At 43.8% G+C, this 22,633-nt stretch carries 17 protein-coding genes; 8 read left to right on the forward strand and 9 right to left on the reverse strand.

Annotation, left to right across the window (positions count from 1 at the left end; genetic code table 11):
• Positions 1 to 130: 130 nt before the first annotated feature.
• Positions 131 to 1,306, reverse strand: coding sequence for a DNA polymerase IV (gene dinB, locus ALKIM_RS0101820; RefSeq protein WP_026473165.1), 1,176 nt, complete (start codon positions 1,304 to 1,306; stop codon positions 131 to 133).
• Positions 1,307 to 1,547: 241 nt separating this feature from the next.
• On the opposite strand from dinB, the gene ALKIM_RS0101830 reads away from it, so the two are divergent.
• From ALKIM_RS0101830 to trhA, 6 genes are all read left to right on the forward strand, one after another.
• Positions 1,548 to 3,608 (forward strand): tetratricopeptide repeat-containing sensor histidine kinase, encoded by a 2,061-nt coding sequence (locus ALKIM_RS0101830; protein WP_026473166.1) that lies wholly within the window; start codon positions 1,548 to 1,550, stop codon positions 3,606 to 3,608.
• A 24-nt stretch (positions 3,609 to 3,632) separates the two neighbouring features.
• Positions 3,633 to 4,418 carry a LytR/AlgR family response regulator transcription factor gene (locus tag ALKIM_RS0101835; RefSeq protein ID WP_026473167.1) on the forward strand — a complete coding sequence of 262 codons (786 nt, stop codon included), beginning with the start codon at positions 3,633 to 3,635 and terminating at the stop codon, positions 4,416 to 4,418.
• A 197-nt stretch (positions 4,419 to 4,615) separates the two neighbouring features.
• On the forward strand, positions 4,616 to 7,195 hold the full coding sequence (locus ALKIM_RS19035; protein WP_052345233.1) for a thiol protease/hemagglutinin PrtT: 2,580 nt from the start codon (positions 4,616 to 4,618) through the stop codon (positions 7,193 to 7,195).
• A 189-nt stretch (positions 7,196 to 7,384) separates the two neighbouring features.
• A complete protein-coding gene (locus ALKIM_RS0101845) occupies positions 7,385 to 7,795 on the forward strand; it encodes a hypothetical protein (RefSeq protein WP_157363717.1) in 411 nt (136 codons plus the stop codon).
• Between the two features lie 237 nt (positions 7,796 to 8,032).
• Positions 8,033 to 8,416, forward strand: coding sequence for a SulP family inorganic anion transporter (locus tag ALKIM_RS0101850; protein WP_026473169.1), 384 nt, complete (start codon positions 8,033 to 8,035; stop codon positions 8,414 to 8,416).
• A 22-nt stretch (positions 8,417 to 8,438) separates the two neighbouring features.
• Positions 8,439 to 9,083, forward strand: coding sequence for a PAQR family membrane homeostasis protein TrhA (gene trhA, locus ALKIM_RS0101855; protein ID WP_026473170.1), 645 nt, complete (start codon positions 8,439 to 8,441; stop codon positions 9,081 to 9,083).
• On the opposite strand, the gene ALKIM_RS0101860 is transcribed toward trhA, so the two are convergent.
• The 4 genes from ALKIM_RS0101860 to ALKIM_RS0101875 form a co-directional block, all read right to left on the reverse strand.
• Positions 9,080 to 10,339 (reverse strand): alginate export family protein, encoded by a 1,260-nt coding sequence (locus tag ALKIM_RS0101860; protein ID WP_026473171.1) that lies wholly within the window; start codon positions 10,337 to 10,339, stop codon positions 9,080 to 9,082. The two genes, trhA and ALKIM_RS0101860, sit on opposite strands and share 4 nt — an antisense overlap.
• Positions 10,340 to 10,563: 224 nt before the next feature.
• A complete protein-coding gene (locus tag ALKIM_RS0101865; RefSeq protein ID WP_026473172.1) occupies positions 10,564 to 11,541 on the reverse strand; it encodes a TlpA disulfide reductase family protein in 978 nt (325 codons plus the stop codon).
• 151 nt (positions 11,542 to 11,692) lie between these two features.
• Positions 11,693 to 12,994: an O-acetylhomoserine aminocarboxypropyltransferase/cysteine synthase family protein gene (locus ALKIM_RS0101870; protein WP_026473173.1), complete on the reverse strand. Its 1,302-nt coding sequence runs from the start codon at positions 12,992 to 12,994 to the stop codon at positions 11,693 to 11,695.
• A 69-nt stretch (positions 12,995 to 13,063) separates the two neighbouring features.
• Positions 13,064 to 13,516, reverse strand: coding sequence for an OsmC family protein (locus ALKIM_RS0101875; protein WP_026473174.1), 453 nt, complete (start codon positions 13,514 to 13,516; stop codon positions 13,064 to 13,066).
• Positions 13,517 to 14,169: 653 nt separating this feature from the next.
• On the opposite strand from ALKIM_RS0101875, the gene ALKIM_RS0101885 reads away from it, so the two are divergent.
• Positions 14,170 to 15,216, forward strand: coding sequence for a GNAT family N-acetyltransferase (locus tag ALKIM_RS0101885; RefSeq protein ID WP_084555768.1), 1,047 nt, complete (start codon positions 14,170 to 14,172; stop codon positions 15,214 to 15,216).
• A gap of 201 nt (positions 15,217 to 15,417) precedes the next feature.
• Here the strand turns inward: ALKIM_RS0101885 and ALKIM_RS0101890 are convergent, their stop codons facing one another.
• Positions 15,418 to 16,080, reverse strand: a complete 663-nt coding sequence (locus tag ALKIM_RS0101890; RefSeq protein ID WP_026473176.1) for a response regulator transcription factor — start codon at positions 16,078 to 16,080, stop codon at positions 15,418 to 15,420.
• A 594-nt stretch (positions 16,081 to 16,674) separates the two neighbouring features.
• On the opposite strand from ALKIM_RS0101890, the gene ALKIM_RS0101895 reads away from it, so the two are divergent.
• The gene (locus tag ALKIM_RS0101895) at positions 16,675 to 17,961 is read left to right on the forward strand and encodes an aminotransferase class I/II-fold pyridoxal phosphate-dependent enzyme (protein WP_026473177.1); all 1,287 of its coding nucleotides are present in this window, start codon (positions 16,675 to 16,677) and stop codon (positions 17,959 to 17,961) included.
• Between the two features lie 83 nt (positions 17,962 to 18,044).
• On the opposite strand, the gene hflC is transcribed toward ALKIM_RS0101895, so the two are convergent.
• The 3 genes from hflC to ALKIM_RS0101910 all read right to left on the reverse strand — a co-directional run bounded on the left by hflC (position 18,045) and on the right by ALKIM_RS0101910 (position 22,444).
• Positions 18,045 to 18,986, reverse strand: coding sequence for a protease modulator HflC (hflC, locus tag ALKIM_RS0101900; protein ID WP_026473178.1), 942 nt, complete (start codon positions 18,984 to 18,986; stop codon positions 18,045 to 18,047).
• A gap of 154 nt (positions 18,987 to 19,140) precedes the next feature.
• Entirely contained in the window at positions 19,141 to 20,130 is a 990-nt protein-coding gene (hflK, locus tag ALKIM_RS0101905) for an FtsH protease activity modulator HflK (protein WP_026473179.1), read from the reverse strand.
• Between the two features lie 103 nt (positions 20,131 to 20,233).
• Positions 20,234 to 22,444: a bifunctional alpha,alpha-trehalose-phosphate synthase (UDP-forming)/trehalose-phosphatase gene (locus ALKIM_RS0101910; protein WP_026473180.1), complete on the reverse strand. Its 2,211-nt coding sequence runs from the start codon at positions 22,442 to 22,444 to the stop codon at positions 20,234 to 20,236.
• Positions 22,445 to 22,633: the final 189 nt, after the last annotated feature.

The following is a 22,633-nucleotide window of genomic DNA, read 5'->3' on the forward strand; positions in this document are numbered from 1 at the left end:
AAGATTATAAGATAACATGTGGCGATTGCAGTCTCCCCAACTCATCAATTCATCAGTTCATCAACTCCCCAGTTCACCAACTCATCAACTCATCAGTTCACCAACTCATCAGTTCCCCATCTCCAAACATCTAATAAAACCCTGCCGCCCTGCCCACGGCCTCTTTCCCAAACCGTTTTCGAATGCGGTCCATGGCCAGATAAAGGTTTACCTGCTCGGGCGTATCCTCAAACAGATTGAGCTGCTGACTGCCCGACACCAGATGCGTGAACCGCACACCCAGCAGTCGCACCAGCACACGCCGCTTGTAGAGCCGCTGCAACAGCTCTTTGGCCTCGCGGATGAGCACATGGTCGAACGAGGTGTAGGGAATCCGTTTCTGTATGGTGTGCGTATCAAAATCGGCATAGCGGATTTTCACGGTGATGCAGGCCGTAAGTTTGTGGCGGCACCGCAGTTCAAAGGCCAGCCGCTCGGTGATGCGCACCACCCACTCATTAAGAAAGCGCATGTCGGTGGTATCGGTCTCAAAGGTTTGCTCCGAGCCGATGGATTTGCGCTCGTGATAGCGCTCCACGGGCGTGAGGTCTATGCCGTTGGCTTTTCGCCACAGGTCGATGCCGTTTTTGCCAAGCACGCGCTCCATCATCTCGGGCGGCACCAGGCTCAGCGTCTCAATCTTTTCGATACCCATGGAACGCAGCAAACGGAAGGTCTTAGGCCCCAGCATCGGAATTCGACTGATGGAGAGCGGGTTTAAAAACGGACGCACCCGGTTGGCCTCCACATACAATTCGCGCTGGGGGCCGCGTTTGGCCTCACCGGTGGCAATCTTCGACACTGTTTTATTCACCGAGAGGCCAAATGAGATGGGCAGACCCGTCTCGCGGACAATGGTCTGGCGCAATTCGTGGCTAAACTTGTAACAGCCAAAGTATCTATCCATCCCCGTAAGGTCCAGATAGTGCTCATCGATGGAAGCCTTCTCGTAAACCGGCACCTTTTCGGCTATGATGTCGGTCACCACACGCGAGTAACGGCTGTAAGCATCCATGTCGCCACGGATATAAACCGCCTGAGGACACAACTGCCGGGCCATCCGCATGGGCATGGCCGAATGCACGCCAAAGGTGCGCGCCTCGTAACTGCATCCGGCCACCACGCCCCTGTCGGACAAGCCCCCGATAATAACCGGCTTACCATTGAGCGAACTGTTTTGCAGCCGCTCCACCGACACGAAAAACGTGTCCAAATCCATGTGCACAATCTGCCGGTTATCAGGCTGAAAAGTAGTTTCAGAAATCATCTTTTGACTATATTTTAATCACACTCACGTTTTCAATATAATCATTCGACAAAAAACAGGCAAGTATGGAACGGCTACTTCTTACAGAAAATTGCACATTGAAACCTCTCTACACATTGCTAATCAGATTCATCAAAACATTTCCATAGTTTATAAACAATATTTGCATGTTTAACAATTTTCTTCTTTAATTGCACATAAGCATCAGATACCAACATCAGATACTGTAACCCATACACCCATGTATAATCGTAACCTGAAAATCACCTCTCTTCTTCTAATGCTGACTTTTGGATGCGGCATTTATGCCGTAGCCGAAAATACAGCGTCACACAATTTCGAAAAAGCATCACACTGGATTAGAATAAACTTAGATTCAGCGCTACACTATCTGGATGCCACTGTTCAGGAATCAAAACAAACCAACAATTACAATCTCAGGGCAAGAGCCTATTCATTGGAAGGAGTAGCTCACTTCTTTAAAGGCAACAACGATCTAAGCCGACAATCGGTGGCACGCGCAGAGCTTCTTCTGGATTCGGTTTCGGATCTGCACGAGCGGGCAACCCTAAAATGCAACATACTCATGCATAGCGGCGTTATCGCCAACAATTCAGGGCTGATAACCAAAGCCGACTCCTGCTATAATGCCATCATTCCCATCGCAATAGAGTATGCCTTGCACGATCAGCACCTGCTGGCCATCATGAATCTGGGACAGGTGAAAAAGCTACAGGGCAATCTTTATGAAGCATTTACCATGTTTACCGATGCATCGCACCTTTGCGACAGCCTGAAGAATAACGATTTGAAGCAAACTATGTTAAACTGGATGGCACAACTGCTGACCGAAGTTCAGGATTTTGATTTGGCCATCAGCTATTTGCAAAAAGCCAAAGCATATCACCCGGATGTGGCGTACCCGGGATACATTATTGAGTGGTACACCAACATGGGGTACGCACACTATTCGGCTTCGCGCCCCGACAGCGCACTGCATTACTACACACAGGCACTGGAGCTATCTGAAGCACACCAACTCCCTTATTACAAAGCGCTGGCAATTGCCAACATAGGAGAAATAGAATATGAGAACGGAAATTATGACAAAGCCCTGCCTCTACTGACCGAAGCGCTCGTTATGTTCAGAGAGACAGAAAACGCCATTGGAGAATTTTACACCCTCAGCATTATGAGCGGAGCTTTTTTTAGATCTGGGGAGATAAAAAAAGGACGTGACTACCTGGTACAATCGGAGCTACTTCTTGACAGCAATGAGCTAAGTGCTGAAGCTTTATTAAGACACTACAAAAGGGCTTACGACCTGCACAAACACCTCGGCGACGAAAAAAGCGCACTGCTGGCCTTCGAAAACTACGCCCGTCAAAAAGAGTTGATTGCCGACAAAGAGATACGCTGGAACATTGCAACGCTTGAAAGGCAGCTCCGCCTGCTGGAAAAAGAGAAGACCATTGACGACCAGAACTACCGCATCCAACTTTATAATTTAGAGATAAACCAGTACAAAATGCGTCTGGCACTCCTTATTATAGGCGCAACAGCTCTGCTGATGATATTGGGATTTATACTGTACATTCAAAAAAGCAGGCGTGAAAAAGAAAAAAATCAGCTGCTGGCCGAAATGGAGAAGATCATTGCCTCCTATAAACTAAAAAACATACAGTCGTGCATTTCGCCCCATTTCATTTTTAATGCGCTCAATAGTTTGCTGCATCTGATAAGCAAAAACAAAAACAAGGAAGCCCAAAAATGTATTGACCATATCTCCAAACTAATACGCTACACCATTGAAAATTCAGGAAAACATGCCATAACGTTGGAGGAAGAAGTTGCTTTTGTACGCAACTATCTGGAATTGGAATTACTGCTTGAACGAACCCAATTTTTCTATGACATTAAAGTAGATAAGACCATTGACATGCAGAGTCAAATTTTGCCCATGAGCATCCAGACACATGTTGAAAATGCACTTAAACATGGGCTGATGCCACAAAACAAAAGTGGCACCATCAACATCTGCCTTATTAAAAATGAAGAGAAAATCAACATACTTATTGAGGACAATGGAGAAGGTTTTATTCCGGACAACACCAACAGAAGAGCGCCGGGCACCGGGTCGGGACTAAAAATCCAGCAAGAGATGATTGAACTCTATAACCGATACAACAAAAGCAAAATTTCGTTGCACATAGCCAACAAAGCGGCACTCACAAACGGACAGGAACCTGGCACTTTGGTTCAATTATCTGTTCCATTGCAATTCAGCTATGAACTGAACTAAGCCAACAACATAATCTGACTCAATATGCGTCCTGTAATTAAAACCATCATTGTAGATGACCATCAACATGCCATAACCCACCTCCGTCAACTGCTGCAATACAATAATGAGATTTGCGTATTGGACGAAGCTTCCAATGCCACAGAAGCCTTCGATAAAATAAAGCAGCACGCACCTGATCTTATCTTTTTAGATGTGGAAATGCCCGGAAAGTCGGGGTTTGATTTGCTAACGGAGCTGCTTAACAACCAGGTAGATCTTCCGGCTATCATCTTCACCACAGGACACAACGATTACGCCATTGAAGCGTTGCGCTCAGGCGCTCTCGACTATCTGTTAAAACCGGTGTCGTCAAATGAACTGGATGCGGCCATGAGGCGTTTCAATTTAAGTCGGCAAGCCACAAACAACAACGCCTTGACGCAACAAATACATGAGATACTGCATAACATTAACACCAACAAACGCATCTTAATTCCTACCATCACAGGATATAAAAATGTTCATACATCCGACATTCTGTATGTTCGTAGAGATGGCAATGCCTCCGGACGAATCTATATTCATTACACCAAGGATACCAACGAACCTATTCCCGCCTGTTTTGCCTTGAAATATGTGGCAGACCTCCTGCCCGAAAACCGATTCTTCCAGATAGACCGAAACATCATCATCAATCTGGATTACCTTTTTGAAATTGAGACAAAATCGCGCGAGTGCATTCTCGTTAAAAACGGAGAGAAAACAACGCTGCCAATCTCAAGACAACGCTTGCGCGATTTCAAGATTCAATTTCTGAAAGAGCAATAACCCGCACCTTACCAGTCCCCACCACCCGGCCCTTAAATTTCCGATAAACAGCCTAATTTCACCATTCATCCTGCTGCCTTTACCACCCAGCATGCAGCGGCATATTTGTCCATTTTTACTGTTTCATGGTTACCGTAACTTAGCATTATTAACTGTGTCGTAGTTATGCTAAATACCAACATATTACTTCCAAAACCATGAAACACTCTACCCTCTCCCTGCTGTTCCTATTTCTCATAAACCTCTCGGGCTTTGCGGAACAAATAAGCGAAACCACTGCTAAAATAGTTGGTATAAACTTCATTACCACAACAAGCAATTCTGACATTCTGAAGAACTCCCGGGATCTTGAGCTTGTTTTTAAAGCAGTGTCAACCAGCGGACAATTAAAATCAACATCATCTGAAATCACTCTTTTTTATGTATTTAACACCAGCGCACCTGGATTTGTGATTGTTGCCGGCGACGACAATGTGACACCCATACTGGCCTACTCAGACGAAGGCACTTTTGACCCTGATAACATGCCCGACAATGTAAAAAAATGGCTGGAAGCGTATAAGAAACAAGTTCAACACATCATTACCCATGGAATTAAAGCCACAAAATCGATACAATCGGAATGGACAGCTTATCAAAATGGCCTGAGCGCCCGTTCTGCGAATTTGGAATATGTAGCACCGCTTGTTAAAACCCAATGGGGGCAGCATCCTTATTACAACGATTTGTGTCCTGATGTTGCTGTAGCAGGCTGCGTTGCCACTGCAATGGCTCAAATCATGAAATACTGGAACTTTCCGGCCACAGGATTCGGATTCCATTCTTACAATCACCACGTTTATGGCACACTCTCAGCATTTTTTGGAGACACAAACTACGACTGGACTGCGATGCCCGACATAGTAAACGCACCAAACAGCGCTGTTGCCACTTTAATGTATCATTGCGGCGTAAGTGTAAACATGAACTATGGACCTAAAAGCAGTGGTGCATTTGTAATCTCAGACTACAGTGCTTCAGAGAACTGCGCAGAGTATGCGTTTAAATCCTATTTTGGTTACAAAAATTCACTCAAAGGCATACAGCGAATAAACTATTCGCAGGAACACTGGAACACCTTACTAAAAAACGAACTTAATGAAGGCCGACCTGTATTGTACTCCGGTTTTGGTACAGGCTCAGGCCATGCCTTTGTGTGTGATGGATATGACAGCAACAATTTCTTTCACTTCAATTGGGGATGGGATGGCGCCTTTAATGGATACTTTTACGTCAACGCCCTGAATCCTGAAGGGGTGGGTACAGGAAAAGACGACTTCAGCAGTAAACAGATGGCAGTTATTGGCATTGAACCCTCCTCTCCATTAAGTTTAACAGAGAGTTACGATATACGATTGTACTCCAACATCAACATGGCTAGCCAAACAATCTGGTTCCGAAAGCCCTTTGATGTCACTGTGGCTGTTGGCAATTGGGGCTCGGCAGACTTTACAGGAGAAATTGGTGCAGCAGTATATGACGCTGACAAAAAATTCCTGACCTTCCTCGGTATAAAGGAACTCAATTTAACAGGAGGATACTACCAAACATTAACGTTTAGTCATGATAATTCGCCACGGTTGGTATCAGGCACCTACTATCTGGCTTTGTTTTACCGTGTTGAGAGTGGCAACTGGACGGCTGTTAAAAATGGCAACTACCGGAACCTTTTGCAATTCCAGATAGAGTATTCGGCAACCATTGAAACCTATTCGGCATTTACAATTTCTCAAGGAGAGCTGGTGCAAGGAGAAACAGCAACCATCAATGTGGATATCCTAAACACCGGAAATGTTATGTTGGATGAAAACTTTCGCATAAGCCTTTCTAAACTCAATGGTGATTTAGCACAAAATATCCAAGTTAGAAACACCCTTAACAATCTGCCTCCAAACCATCATTACATAGGAGGGGTAAATTTCACCGGCACCATTACCGTAGAGCCGGGGACTTATCTACTTGAACTGGCCTACCAAACAAGAGGGACAAATGAATGGTACTACGCCGGGAGTTCATACTACCCAAATCCGGTCTATGTCATCGTAAGAGCCCAGTCGGCGCAACCAGATGTGTATGAAGAAAACAACACTGCTGAAGAGGCCTACCACTTACCTTTGGCCTTTTCAGATAACCACGCCCAAATAAATACCAATGGTTCAAACATCCACACTGAGAGAGATGTGGACTATTATAAATTGCACCTGCCCCAAGGAAATGATTACATCGTCCGCGCGAGATTACACGATTCATATAACAGCGACAATGGCTATGGCTATGCCTATTCGTTAGATGCAATGTTTTCATACGCTTTGGATAGTAAAAACTGGTCCGGTACATACGACGATGTGATGAATACTGAAATAAATATTTCCAATGGCGGAACTCTCTACTTTAAAGTGGAACCATTTTACGCCACCAGAACCGGAACATATTTACTCGATATCGCAGTTGAACGACTAACCAAAGTTAGCATTGGTGACATTCCGAAGAACGCTGAGGTAAAAATATTTCCCAATCCGGCCTCGGAAAATCTCTATATCGATTTTTCAAACGCCGATGTGCTCATAAACAATGTTGAACTGCTGAACATACAGGGGCAGGTAATCGCATCAAAAACAGTTAGCAACAACAACACTTTAATCAACATGCCATTGCACGGCATTTCCAGTGGCACATATCTGATAAGAATCTCTTGTGAGCAAAATGTTATAATCCAAAAGATAATCATTAGAAAATGAGACCCCTTTTATGTTAAAACAGCAAGCAAGTTGCTCATAAATGATAACCATTCATCGGTTAGTTATCACCATTTATCGCACAATAACGACGGACTAAATCGCGAACGCAAAAAAAAAGCATTTACATTTAATTCTCGGTGCCTTACATTTGACTCAACAAACCTGATTTCAATCCAAAACGTAACCAAAGTGAAAAATTATCTTGACTTTCTCCCAGGCGTCATCACTGAAAAGCTTCTGCCTGCCACCTTCGATAAAATCAAAAGTGCCGACATCAGAAATCATCTGGTCGGTTTTTACAAGGTAGTAGACAAGTTCATCGTATTTGATGAGCAATTCTCAATTGAGTACGATGTTCAGATTATTAAATCGTCCTATGTCAGAAACAAGTTGATGCTCCTCAACTTCAGCGTATTTAATGGGTTAACAGTTGAAGCAGTGGCACTGGACTCCTATTTTTTAATGATAAAACAGCAGACAGATGACTTCACAATCGTAGGCAACGGTATTTTAATGGACAACAAAATTCACATGAAATACACTGTTACAAAAGGCATTGATTACACATTTGATGTAGAATCGACAATGCAGAGAATCTGATTCATTTTAACCAAAGTTGTGCAGATGTAAATAATAGCCTCATGAATTTTGACAATCACAAAACAATCTATTTAACAGAATTTAAAGCTCAATAACATCTCTCCTACTTTCTCCCATTTCAATTAAGGATAAAATTGTCTAATTTTGCACCCTCAAAAAACAATCTTCAAAACAGATGTTTTTCTTGAGGGTTTTCCCATTTTACAATCTATCACCTAACACAACCGGCATCAAACCATGAAGGAGATTCTAAGCTTTTTTGACTACCGACAACAAATAAACTACAGAACTGAAATTCTCTCTGGCTTAACCGTAGCCCTTGCGCTGGTACCCGAAGCCGTAGCTTTTTCACTCATTGCCGGTTTGTCACCCCTCACCGGTTTATATGCAGCCTTTACCATTGGCTTAATCACGTCCATTTTTGGTGGTCGTCCGGGAATGATTTCCGGTGCAACCGGAGCCATTGCCATGGTAATTGTATCGCTCGTCAAAACCATCCATCTGCGCCACCTGAGCCAGGACTGTCATAAGCTCCTCCAAAATGCCGACAAAATTATTGAAGTCAACATTATGGAAGACCCTACCTATAAAGTAGTGGTTAATAAAAAAGCGGTAAATTAGTGCTTCGCAATATTACACGCTAATGAAACCCTACCAAATAAAATATTACTCTCCGGTTGAAGAGATGCTCAACATCAGAAGTCATGCGCTAGGCATTCTGCTAAGTAGTATCGGGCTTCTGCTCTTGATTTATAGCGCCACGCGCAATGGCACATCGCTGCATCTGATAGCCTATGTGATTTATGGCATCAGTCAGATCGCCATATTCACAGCTTCCACGCTGTATCACAGCGCCAAACAACCAACCCGGCGCCATCGTCTCAACATTTTTGACCATGCTGCCATTTATATATCCATAGCAGGAACCTACACGCCCTTCACTCTTTTGGTGATGGAGGGCGTTTGGGGTTGGGCAGTTTTCATCATTGTTTGGAGCATAGCACTGGCCGGCATTATTCTCAAATTCTTTTTTACCGGGCGATTTAAACTCGCCTCCACCATTGGCTATGTGGCCATGGGATGGATTATTGTCATCGCCATAAAACCGCTGGTAGCAAACCTGGCAATGCAGGGGCTATTGTGGCTGGCGGCCGGTGGATTCCTCTACACCTCAGGTGCTGTGCTTTATCAAATCAAGCGCATACCATACAACCATGCCATCTTTCACTTCTTTGTGCTTGGCGCCTTTGTATGCCATTGGATAGCGATATATTTCTATACTATCTAATTAAATAGTCTTGGCGTAAGGTTCAGTTGCAGGTAAAAGAAGTGAGAGAACTTGTCATTTGCAACGCCTTGGATCTGTTTCAGGGTTTCGGTTGGAAGCATAAAGCACCATCCTCCTTCGAGCATTGCCCAAGGCTGAAACCTGTAGCGAGCCACCAGGTCGCTCTCAAAGCCAAGCCCTTTATCAGATAGTGTATTGGCATTGGTTTGTGCCAACTGAAAATGATGCGCCCGATAGAGCAAACTGGTTTTTTCTGAGATGCGGTAATTAAGGCCGGCGTACACATTCATCAATCCACCCTGACTGGTGTGAGGGCCAAACGCCCTGAAGTAATCCAGAAACCCGAAAAAGCCATGTCGTGTGCGGTAAAGCGGGTCAAACAAGTTGTCGGTGGTTTGCTCTGCCCCCACCTTGCTGTTTCCCGACAGATAACTGAAACCGGCCACCGGGGTCAAATCGCCCACTTTGAGAGCAATTTCGCCATCTGCCAATACAGCACTGACATCGGTGCCCGCCTGATTTTTGCCATACTGATAATAGAAGTTGCCTTTAAGACTCAGGTCACCTTTGGCATAATCGGCATAAACACCTGTGGTATTTCTAAAATTGAGTTTATTGGTATCCGGAGTGCGGGTAACTCCGGCCAATACGTGTAGCAACGACAAGCCGATGTTTTCAAACCTGCGGTTTAGCCACAAAAAATTGAAGGTCTTAAAACGGTTCACCGGATAGGGATTCTCTGCCAACTGCGCATCAAGCGAATTCCATGAAGTTGCCAAATGTACGTTCCAGTCGCCAGCGAGTGTTTTCAGCACCATGGCATCGTTGGTAGGGGGATTTTGCAGCCAGTCGATATCTGAAATTAAGCTCAGGTTGTCGTAAGCAAATTTCTGGCGCCCCACTGACAGCCAGCCGTTCTCACTCAGACGAATTTCGGCGTAAGCCTCAAACAAATCGAGCGAGGCATCGCTGCCATAAAACCCGGCATAGCTTGCAGTTTGGTCATCGCCCCAGATGCGCACGTCCTGAGGCGTGAACACCAGTTTCAGGTTCTCAGACTGGTAGGCAAACCGCAATCTGCTGCGTTGCGACATGTGAACATGCGAGTTGTCACCCTCAGCGGCCAGTTGCCAGAAACCGTTACGCACTTCAAAGCGGTTGCGCAGTTGGGCATCAATGGTAAATTGTGCCACAGATTGGTGCATAAAAGCCAATCCCATCAGCACCAAAACGGAAGAAATCAGATTTTTTTTCATAGGGAATAGTTAATAGATATGAGATATTTAGATGTTAGATAAATAGATGTTAGATGATTAGATGCGATGATATCATTTGAAGCTATCTACGCCTTTTAACTCACCATCGTTCCAAAAATATTACATCAATCCATCATTTTTCATCAAATGGAAAACCGTATAAAGCTTCAATCAGAATCTGGAAATCTCTTATCTTACCCACTCAACAGCTCTTATCCAATCAACTACTCCACTAAAGATGCCAATTCCTCAGCCAGCTCTTCTGCTTTCAAGTTTTGTCCGATAATTGTTCCATCGGGCGCAATCAGAAAATTTGATGGAATGTGGCGCACACCATAAACCTGAGCGGGACGGCTATCCCAAAACTTCAGATCCGATACATTCACCCACTCATGCAACCCCTCACTCTCAATGGCATTTATCCAGCTGGAGGCATCAAAATCGAGTGAAACAGCCACCACCTTAAATCCGGTGTGCTTGAAATTCTCATACACATCGCGCAGACGGGGAATCTCTCGGCGGCAAGGCCCACACCACGATGCCCAAAATTCCAAAAGCAGATAATCGCCCAGATAATCGGAGAAGCGCACTTCGATGCCGTCCAAATCGCTCACTGAAAAATCAAGGTATGCATTGCCGGGCTCCACCCGACGTTTGGAGGCAATGGTTTCGCGCAACTCTTTGACAAACGACAAATCCTCCATCGATGCATCTGCAAAGGACAAGCTTCGTTCAAGTTCGTCGGCCGATAAGCCTGTTGGATAATCTCTGTAAAGTATATAGAGCGGAACGGGCGACAACGGATTGGCCTGAATAAACGAGTCAATGTCAAAACCGGCCCTATGCTGCTGGTAATACTCAAAAAGCGCCTGGGGAGCCGAACCATTAACGACAATGTTTCGGGTGTCAGCCACATCAATCTCTACATTTATGGAGCTATTATCGAGCCACACATACCAGGTTTGAAAGCGGGTAGTATCAAGCGTTAAGCCGTACAAGTCGGCCCTGTTCAAACGGCCATCGAAACTAAACCGGCCATTATTAATCACGGCCGAATCCACAGTGAAAAACATTTTATTGCGGAAATGACGCAAATAGATGGTGCCTGACTCGGCATTTATACGGCCTTCCACCTTGTAACCTTCTGTTTGGCTGCACGAAATCAGCAAAGGAAGTAACAGAATCAATAACAATCTCATCATTTAAATATTAGTAATTATACAAAACAACATCAAATGTGCATCAAGTTAAATTAGCACAAATTTACCTGATTAGCAACCAATGGCAAAATGCACACCGTAACGTTTCACGATGTGCATTCGGAAAAAAAAGAATAACAATGTCAAAAACAAACTAGACTTGGGCAAGAGCCTGTTCAAGGTCGGCCTTGATGTCAGAAATATGTTCGATACCTGTTGAAAGGCGAAGCACACCGGGCGCCACACCAGCTTTCACCTGTTCGGCAGCACTAAGCTGTTCATGCGTTGTAGATGCAGGATGGATAATCAGCGTTTTGGCATCGCCCACATTGGCCAGGTGACTGATGAGTTTCAGGCTATCAATAACCTTATCGGCAGCCTCTTTACCGGCTTTCACTTTAAACGACAGCACACCGCCAAAACCGTTTTTCAGATATTTTTTAGCGAGGTTATGGTATGGACTCGATGGCAATCCGGGATAATAAACCTCCTCTACTTTGGGATGCTTCTCGAGCCATTTGGCCAGCTCCAGCGCATTGTCAACCGTGCGCTGCACGCGCAGTGAGAGCGTTTCAATGCCTTGAATCAACTGAAAGGCATTAAATGGACTTAGTGCCGCTCCATAGTCACGAAGACCCTCAACACGCGCACGAATAGCAAAGGCAATATTTCCAAATGGACCCGATTCGCCAAAAACCTCCCAGAACTTCAATCCGTGGTAACCTTCAGATGGCTCGGTGAAGAGCGGGAATTTTCCATTGCCCCAGTTAAAGTTTCCAGCATCTACAATTACACCGCCAATGCTGGTTCCGTGGCCACCAATCCATTTCGTGGCCGATTCCACCACCACATTGGCTCCATGCTCAATGGGTCGGAACAGGTAACCACCTGCACCAAAGGTATTATCAACTACCAAAGGAATGTTGTGTTTTTTAGCGATGGCCGCAATGGCTTCAAAATCGGGAATATTAAATCTCGGGTTACCAATGGTTTCAATATAGAGTGCCTTGGTGTTGTCATCAATCTGCTTTTCAAATTCGGCCGGGTTGTCGCCATCCACAAACTTCACCTGTATGCCCAGACGTTTGAACTGCACCTTAAACTGGTTGTAGGTACCGCCATACAAATAGGATGTAGATACAATATTATCACCAGCTTGTGCCAGGTTGGTGATGGCCAGAAACTGTGCCGCCTGACCCGATGAAACTGCTACGGCTGCCACCCCGCCTTCCAGTGCAGCGATGCGTTTCTCAAACACATCGGTGGTGGGGTTCATGATTCGGGTATATATGTTTCCAAACTCTTTGAGTCCAAACAATTTTGCTGCGTGTTCTGCATTGTTGAACACGTAAGATGTGGTTTGATAGATGGGCACAGCGCGCGAATTGGTAGTTGGGTCAACTTCCTGACCGGCATGCAACTGAAGGGTATCAAAATGTAGATTATTTGCTGACATAGTTATATGTGTTAAGTTTTAATTATTCTCTAAACATTTAATAAAAGATATGGTTGCAACAGCTGCTCATTAATTCAGAGACACTCTCTGACCAAGGCTTATGCTGACAGGCGTTGGGTTGGCAAGGTTATCATTCACAGGACAACGGTTTTCAACTACCTCAATCCATTTTTCTATTGTGGCCTGGTCGGCATCGCTATCCAAATCAAGCTTAACCTTAATGCCTTGAAAGCCGGCCCGCTCATCATTTGAAAGACCAAGGAATCTGGCCGGATTTATATCTCCGGAGACTTCAACAGAGAGCTTATGAATGGTGAAGCCCAACTCCTTAGCCACGATGTGTGCCACCACATTTAAACATCCGGCATATCCGGCAAGAATGTACTCCACCGGATTAGCCCCGGCGTCTGTGCCATTTAGTTGTGCCGGCTCATCCACCACAATACTGAATTGACGTGCCTCCACATCCAGACGTGTCTCATTTTTGTTTGTTCCGTTTACAGAAAAAGTAAGTTTAGACATGTTATCTCGTTTAAGGTTTTTTAATTATGAATTACTGCACCAAAACAATCACGTTTTGATACTTACAAAGATGTCAGCTTTGAAAACTTCCTGAAATCCCACAGATGTGGCATTTTATATACCATAAAAAGGGTATATACCACTTATGGAAACCAATAAAATTACATCAACGATAATTGGCTGTTTAACAACAAAAAAAAACTGCTTATCAAAGAAAAGCGTAAAGGACATTAGTTCTTCATAAATTTGAAGTACAATTTTACAACATGCTTAAAGCCTCTGAATTACAACAAATAAAATTCATCTTCCGGTTTACTTCACGGAGGCTCTTACCATTTAATTCAAGCAAACGTGCCATTAATAAGACCTATGTACAAACATTTTGTGCGTTTTGGAATCGACCATACACTTGATCCTTTCAAATTTACCCACCTCGCCTTCAACCCTTTGTAAGGAAATACATTACCGGCACAACATCGCTTTACTCACCAAAGAGTAAAAATTGCATAAAACCTCAGGTCATCAACATCCTAAGGTCAGTGAAACTGCAAAACAGCGCCATTATTCGGTATGTATAACAACAACTACACAATTCTGGAAACATTGGAATCAGATAGTGTTACCAAACACTGGTACAACTAACCCAAAAGAAAATGCAACATCAATATCGCAACCTAAACATAGAACTTGTTAGTCCGGAGAAGTATATGACAGGCCTCAGCAATTTCAAAATGAGTACATTTAACATGCCTGAATGGGTTCTGTCGATGGCCAATAACGGGAACAAGCCAATATTTATTCATTATCTGCAAGACGAGCAAGTAGTGGCTAAGTCGGCCGGTTTAATTGCGCATTGTCAACTATTAAAAAACCGGGTTTTATATTTCTTTTGCTACCCTTCGGTTCTAAATGAATATTCTGAAAATGAACACCTTCTTCTATCTCTAAAGCGTTTGGCCCAACAATTAAAAATTCCGCGGGTAATTATCAGTTCCTACGATCAAAGAACCTGCGAATGCATAGAGCCGGAAGGGTTCTTAAAAACCGAAAGAAATGAGTTTGTAATTGATCTTACAACACATAGCGAAGCCAGCTACAGCAGACGGTTTAAAAACAATCTAAAGAAAAGTCGCAAACACAATATCGCCATTGTTGAAAGTAAAAATGAGGACAATGACATTCGTCTGCTCAACTTTTTGAACTGCACCCTTAGCGAACGTACCGAGGCACGCCATCGCAAAAAATACAATCCACTGTTTATGCCATACATGGATTGCCAGTCGTTAAAGAACTTAGCCGACACTTCTCTTACTAAGTTCTATGAAGTTGTGGTTGATGGAGATATTCATGGCGTTGCCCTTCTTCTGGAGAACATCGACCATGTAATCGTTCTGATGTATGGCATCGACAAAGCCGGCTATGAAAGTGGGTGCGCAGCCTACATGTTCGACCATTTTATAAAAACCTTCAGCGAAAAAGGAATGAAATACATCAATTTGGGAGGCGTTCCGGATGGAGAAGATGGTGAAAACCTGACCATATTTAAAGAATCGATGGGAGCCAAAAAGATACAGGTTTACGGAGCCACCACCAACTTTCTTACCTTCCCCCATTTCTTAGCTAACCCAGCCATCACCATCGCCAGAAACCTATGCAAATTTAAACCTGTTAAACAACTCAAGGATAAGATATACAATTGAAGAAATCTGTTTTAATTTGAATATTTAGTCATTTTGTCTCAACATCAACCTCCAACACTTAGTAACTCTTGATTTTTAAACGTTGAGATAATTACATGGCAGGTTATGAAGTAGAATGTTTCTGCGAAATACTCTAACAATAGAGTATCAGATATGAGATAACGACAAAGCAATACTTTCAGCAATCACACTGGATTGTGTCTATATATAATACTCGATATTGTCGATCCATCCGGAGCGTATGGCATGCATTATCAATTCAGAACTGCTATTCACACTCAGTTTTCGGAATATGTTTTTACGGTGGGTCATTACAGTATGGTGACTGATGTGTTTGCGCGCAGCAATCTCTTTGGTGGTAAGCCCTTCGGCTATCATACGAACTATCTCTGTTTCGGTTTGTGTGAGCTGCACGGAATCCTCAATGCGTGGTTTTCGCGAGCCTTCATCCATAAGAAGTTCCAAAAACTCCTCCGAAAAATATTTTCGACGTTTCAACGTGGCCTCAATGGCCATCATCAATTCGTCGCGATCGCTGTTTTTGCTGATGATGTTTTTGATGCCCCTTTTCGTCATCTCATTAAAATCATGCTTAACAACCTGATTGGTAAGCACCAGAATAGACATGCCTTCATACTTTCTTAAAAACTCAGCAAACACCTCAATGCCATCGTATTCAAACGTAGCATAATCAGTAATCAGCAAATCAACAGGTTTACTACTTAAAATGGTGATTAGCTCATGATACTGGCAGGCCAATCCGGCAAAACAAAATTTATCATTTGCCTTGATGATGGACACCAAAGATTCTGTTACAAGAAATTGCGAATCGGCAATGGCAACATTAACGCGGGGGCTTAACATCGGTCAGTTTATTTCGCATAAAAATAGCAAAAAGCACCCAACTTACAACTTTGCCATTTGGCTGTTTGTTCTTAAATCTAGGCCAACATCGAAATAGTATCCCAATGTTTGGTAGAGAGGACAGGAACAATGCAAACTTTAACGCACCATAGATATAATTTTAATGCGCATTAAACAGAAGTCTATAGTGCATTAAATTGCAGAAACCTCCTGATCATTACTGTAGAAGCATTTGTTGTTAGGCTAAACTCATTGTAATCTTAAATACAATACAACTGCGTGATGATTCCATTCTGGCGAGCTACCCTGCCATGTATTACCGGCCTTAAGAGGTTAGAGTAACAAATAACGTATATTTCACCATGAACAACTCTTACGGTCTAACATATTTTAACCACAGATTCTTGTAAAATGTAAGAAAAAAGCCCTAATTTTATTTTTATCTGAAACCTCTGTGTTTGTTAAGCATTCTCTTGTTTTTTCAGCTGATTTACAGACGCAGTGTCGGTTTCAAAGCATTTACAGCGCAGTGAAGCGCTTTTACCTGATTAAAAAAAACACTACTTTTGTATCATTGCAACTATAAATACAACTATGAACCCTCAGGCACAAGAACTTAACAACCTATTGTTGGCCAACAACAAGAACGTATTCGAAATGCTGTCACAGCGCGGCAAATCAATCTTTTTCCCCAAAAAAGGCATATTAGGTCAGAGTGCGGAAGCAAAAAGCACAAAAATAAATGCAACCATTGGCGCTGCCATCGAAGATGATCGCAGTCCAATGCGTCTGAAATCAATCAGCGACCGCATCAATTTAGACCCGTCATTTGCTTTCCCTTATGCACCAAGCTTTGGACGTCCTGACATACGAAAGCGCTGGCAGTCTCTCATTTATGAAAAAAACCCGGCGCTTAACAATACACCCGTAAGTCTTCCGGTTGTAACCAACGCTCTAACGCATGGTATCAGCATGGCCGGATACATGTTTCTGGATCCGGGTCAGGAAGTGCTTGTACCCAACCTGTTTTGGGGCAACTACAACCTCACGTTTATCAATGCTTACGACGCCCGCATAACCACTTACAATCTGTTTAAAAATGATGGATTGGATGTAGATGCCATGTCAGAAAAGCTCATGGCAGATGGCGACAAAAAGGTGTTACTGCTCAATTTCCCCAACAACCCCACTGGCTACTCTCCTACCGTTGAGGAGATGAAGCAACTTATTGCCGCCATAAGCAAAGCAGCTAATGCCGGTAAAAAGGTTGTGGTAATTTGTGACGATGCCTACTTTGGACTTGTGTTTGAAGATAACATCGAAACCCAGTCGCCTTTTGCATGGCTTTCGACCCTCCACGAAAACGTGCTTGCCGTAAAAGTGGATGGACCAACAAAAGAAGATTACGTTTGGGGCTTACGTGTTGGCTTTATCACCTACGGGATTAAAGGAGGCAATGCAGAGCTATATGAGGCACTTGAAAACAAAACAGCCGGTGCGGTTCGTGGCAACATTTCAAATGCATCCAACCTGTCGCAATCGCTACTGCTTCATGCATTTGATTCTCCCACCTACAAGCAGGAGAAGCAGGAGAAATTCGACATCATGCAAACCCGTTACAGTGCAGTAAAAGAAGTTCTCAAGGATGGAAAATACCAGAAGTATTTTACTGCCCTCCCATACAATTCAGGTTATTTCATGTGTATTAAACTTCGTGATGGCCTTAACGCTGAAGCGGTTCGTCAGTTGCTCATTAGCAAGTATAGCATTGGAGTGATTAGCCTTGGCGATTTGTTGCGCATAGCATTTGCTGCTGTAGCTGCCACCGATGTAAAAACACTCTTCGACGGCATTTACGAAGCCTGCAAGGAACTGGCATAAGCAGGATTTTTCGATAAAAACAGATGCGGCCATCTCTTGTGATTCAGAGATGGCCGCATTTGCAATAACATGATCAGTTTCGATTATCTCATCCCTTTAAGATATTTGTAAAGTTCACTCTTGGTCGAAAGAATTATTTGCGTGCCTTCATCAAAGGTGCGTTCAAATGTCTCCATCGATTTTATAAATGCATACAACTCACGCGATGCCGCACTGCGGTCGTAGGCTGCGGCATAAATTGCAGCGGCCTGGGCATCGGCCTTACCCATTATCTCTTCGGCAGTTCGAAATGCAGCAGACTGAATAGACTGCAACTCACGCTCCTTTTCACCATTAATGATTGAGGCTTCGCCCATCCCTTCGGAGCGGAACTCCTCAGCAATACGCATACGCTCACTTTGCATACGGTTATAAACCTGCTCACGCACTTCGGGTACGTAATTGATACGCTTAATTTTAAAATCGAGCACCACCACACCCAAATCACGAGCCTGATTGTTGGCCGATTCGCGAATCATACGTTGAATGCGTTCGCGTCCCACTTCGATATGAATGAGCGAATCACCAATCATCTCACCAATAACGCCTGACGAAACAGGTGTGCGGTTGCTTGTACGTACAGCTTCCTCCAGATTGTGATTGGCAATAAAGTCCCTTGTTTCACCATCCAGAATATCGGCAAGGCGCGACATTGCACCACGCTCATTGGTAAGTCGGATGTAAAAAAGCAAAGGATCGGTGATTTGCCAACGCGCGTAGGTATCCACAAATATGTACTTCTTGTCCTTTGTAGGAATCTGATTTGGGTCACCATCCCACTCCATAAAGCGTTTCTCAAAAAAGTGGGTTTTCTGGATGAATGGAGTCTTGAATTTCAGTCCCGGTGTTGTAATGGCCTCTCCAACAGGTCGGCCAAACTGTGTCACTACCACCTGCTGTGTTTCATTCACAATAAAAGCACTCTCAAACACAAGAAATGCGAGGATGGCAACTGCAACCAGGGCGATTATATTTTTTTTATTCATTGGTATGTTATTAATAAATCATCAGTAAAAAAATTAATCAGCATTTGTCCGGATGAGACTTCCTGAAAAAGATAAATCTGATTTGCTGAGCTACGTAAGACTCACCGAAAGTTCATTGGTCAAAGCTATTTTGCTGCTTCGGAAGAGAAAAAAATCAGTTTCCTGAGGTTTTCTTTCCGGTCATTTGCATTTGCAAAAGTGGCAGCACATTATTTCCTTCCTGATCGGTAATAATTTTATTGCCAAGTTTGGGTAGTACCCGCTGCATGGTTTCCAGATAAATACGACGTCGGGTTACATCCTGCGCTTTAATATATTCCTGATAAAGCATGTTGAAACGAGCAGCTTCACCCTGAGCGGTATTGACACGAGCCGTGGCATAACCTTCAGCTTTTTGAATGGTCTCCTGTGCCTGTCCGCGTGCGCGTGGTATTACCCTGTTGTACTCTGATTTGGCCTGGTTTATAAGAGTTTCCTTCTCCTGCTGAGCCTGGTTCACTGCGTTGAAGGCAGCTTTTACCGGATCGGGGGGATTCACATCCTGAAGCACCACCTGATCTACACGAATGCCCAATGAATACTCATCGCACAGAGCCTGCATAAGGTCTTTTACCGTATTGGCAATTTCTACACGTCCCACGGTAAGCACCTCGTTCACGGTGCGGTCACCAACCACTTGCCGCATGGTCGACTCGGAAATATCGCGCAGCGTGGTTTCAGGATTACGAACCATAAAAAGGTACTTGTAAGGGTCGGAAACCCGATATTGTACCACCCATTCCACATCAGCCAGGTTCAAATCTCCGGTTAGCATAAGAGATTCATCTGCCGTACCGCGCTTTGTATATTCTGAACGCACGCCGGAAGCAACTGTACGGAAACCAAACTCCTGCTTCTGCTGACGTTCCACAGGCACTTTCTGAACGATTTCCATAAAGGGGATTTTAAAATTCAAGCCAGGTTGCACCAGCCGTGTAAACTTACCAAAACGGGTAATTACACCTATCTCTTCGGGGCCAACCTGAAAAAAGCCACTCCAAACCACAAGTAAAAGGAAAATACCCAAGAGTATCCTTTTAAAATTGTTCAGGATATTCTGAACAAAAGGTGGCACTTCTACATTACCATAATTTTGTGTTGTCATTCAATAGGTTTTATGATTGTGATTGATATAAAAATTACATGAGAAAGAATTGCAGAGACCAAATTTAAAGCAGAGGCTGATACCTTATGCACTACAAATCAATTTATGATTTTGCTAAAATACCAAGGAATTTCCGAACGGCCTCAACAGTTTCCAATTTATACGATGCGCTGGTGTGTTTAATTCCTACTTTCACTGTGATGGCCGATGCGGGCAATTCGCGAAACAGATACTCGTCTGTCCAATCGTCGCCCATGGCAAGGATAAAGTCGGCATCCAGATTCATCAGAAAGTTATTGGCCGCAGCACCTTTATTAATACCTCCGGTTTTCACCTCTACCACTTTATTGCCTTCCATAATCTCCAGGTTGTGATTGGCCACAAATTCCGTCAGCTCATCACGCAACTCCTTGGCTCTAAGCTCGCCCAATTCGGCTTCTGCTTTGCGGTAATGCCAAACCAGCGAGTAGTTCTTCTCTTCGAGGAAAGACCCGGCAGTTCGATCCACATAACTCTCAAGCACAGGACGAATAACCGGCATCCATGAATTGGATGCATTGGCAAGCATCTGCCACTCCTCGCCAAAGCGCTTTAACCAAACACCATGTTCACAAATCAGATTCACCTTTTTACCCTCAAACCAACGCCCGAGCGTCTCCTTGTCGCGACCACTGATTATGGTCACCACATTCTGTTGTATGGCCGTTAAGCTATCGATAAGGGTGTTTAGTGCTTTATCAGGCATAGCTTCCTGCGGGTCACCATGAAATCCGGTAAGTGTTCCGTCATAATCAAGAAAAATGGCTCTGGTTGCGGCGGTTTTATATTTATCGATGATAAAATCCTGCACCTCAGGAGTGATTTTTTTGGCAAGAAAATCGCGTTGGAGCTTGTTTACCCGCTGAAGCGATTTCACAAACTCGCGAGCCCATTTAAATACATCGTAACGCCGCAGCCGCTCTTGCATAATGCGTATGCGTTTCTGCTGCTGCTCCTGCGGCATTTCGAGCGCCAGAAGAATGGCTTTCTCTGTCTCCTCTTCGTCGTTGGGATTGATGATGATGGCTTCACCCATCTCCTTGGCTACACCGGCCATTTCACTTAATACCATAACGCCATTCTGGTTGATACGCGACGCCACATACTCCTTTGCAACCAGATTCATGCCATCTCTCACGGGGGTGATGAGTGCCACGTCGCACATGCTGTAAAGTTCCACCAGATTGTCAAATGGCATAGACCGGTAGAAATACCATACAGGCGTGTAGTTTATGTTGCCGTACAGTCCGTTGATGCCTCCCACCAACTCTTCCACTTCGCTTTTTAACCGCTGATAATGAATCACTTTATTACGCGATGGCACTGCAAGCATTACCAACGTTACTTTTCCGCGGTACTCGGGATGGTTCTCGAGAAAACGGCCAAATGCGCGCAGCCGGTTGGGAATGCCTTTAGAGTAATCCAAACGGTCAATAGATAACACAAGGCGGCGCTCTTCATCCATAAGATAGAACTTCTCCAACTCACGATGCACCTCAGAACGCTCCTTCAACGGTGTTTGATGAATTCTTAATGCCGCATCTTCAAACTTTTTATAATCGATGCCCATGGGAAAGGCATCAGCCAAAACAATGCGCTCATCAATATGGATCTCATTAAAAGTGATTTCATATCCGAACAAACGGCGTACGCTACTTAAAAAGTGACGCTCGTAATCGTATGTATGAAAACCAATTAAATCTGCACCAAGAAGACCCTTCAGCAAGTGATTTCGCCAGGGGAGGATGCGAAACACCTCATAAGATGGAAACGGAATATGCAAAAAATAGCCGATGGTGATATTGGGTCTCTTGCTCTTAATCATCTCAGGCACCAGCATCAGTTGATAATCGTGAACCCAAACAAAGTCGCCATCATCCACAACCTCAAGGGTTTTATCTGCAAATTTCTGGTTTACGGCCACATACGCGTCCCAAAACCCGGGTTGAAAATCTACGTACTGCGCAAAATAGTGAAAAAGAGGCCATATCGTATTGTTACAAAAACCTTCGTAAAAAGATTCAACCTCATCGGATGTTAAATGAACTGTTTCGCAACCTTCGTGTGAAAGCAATTTTTCAATCTTTAGCAGTTTGGATGGCTCTTGCTCATCGGAGGCAATTCCGGACCAGCCAATCCATTTTCCATTAAAATCTTTATAAACAGAGTTCATTCCGGTGGCCAATCCACCAACGCTGGGTTGTAATGACGGTTCATCATTTGTGTCTACCACACTAAACGGCAATCGGTTTGAAACAATGTGTAATTTCTTCATAAACAATTATTTATATTTATACAATCGGATGTATTACATAACTATCGGCAATTCACCGGTTCAGACTTTCTAAATCAGCCAAACATTTTAAAAAGTATGCAGTCAACTTTTGATAACTTCCTGTAACCTCCGGAAACACTCCCTATCTATATAACTTACACATACTTCATGTTAATTTATTGATAAAAC

This window comes from Alkaliflexus imshenetskii DSM 15055, assembly GCF_000517065.1.
GTDB lineage: Bacteria > Bacteroidota > Bacteroidia > Bacteroidales > Marinilabiliaceae > Alkaliflexus > Alkaliflexus imshenetskii.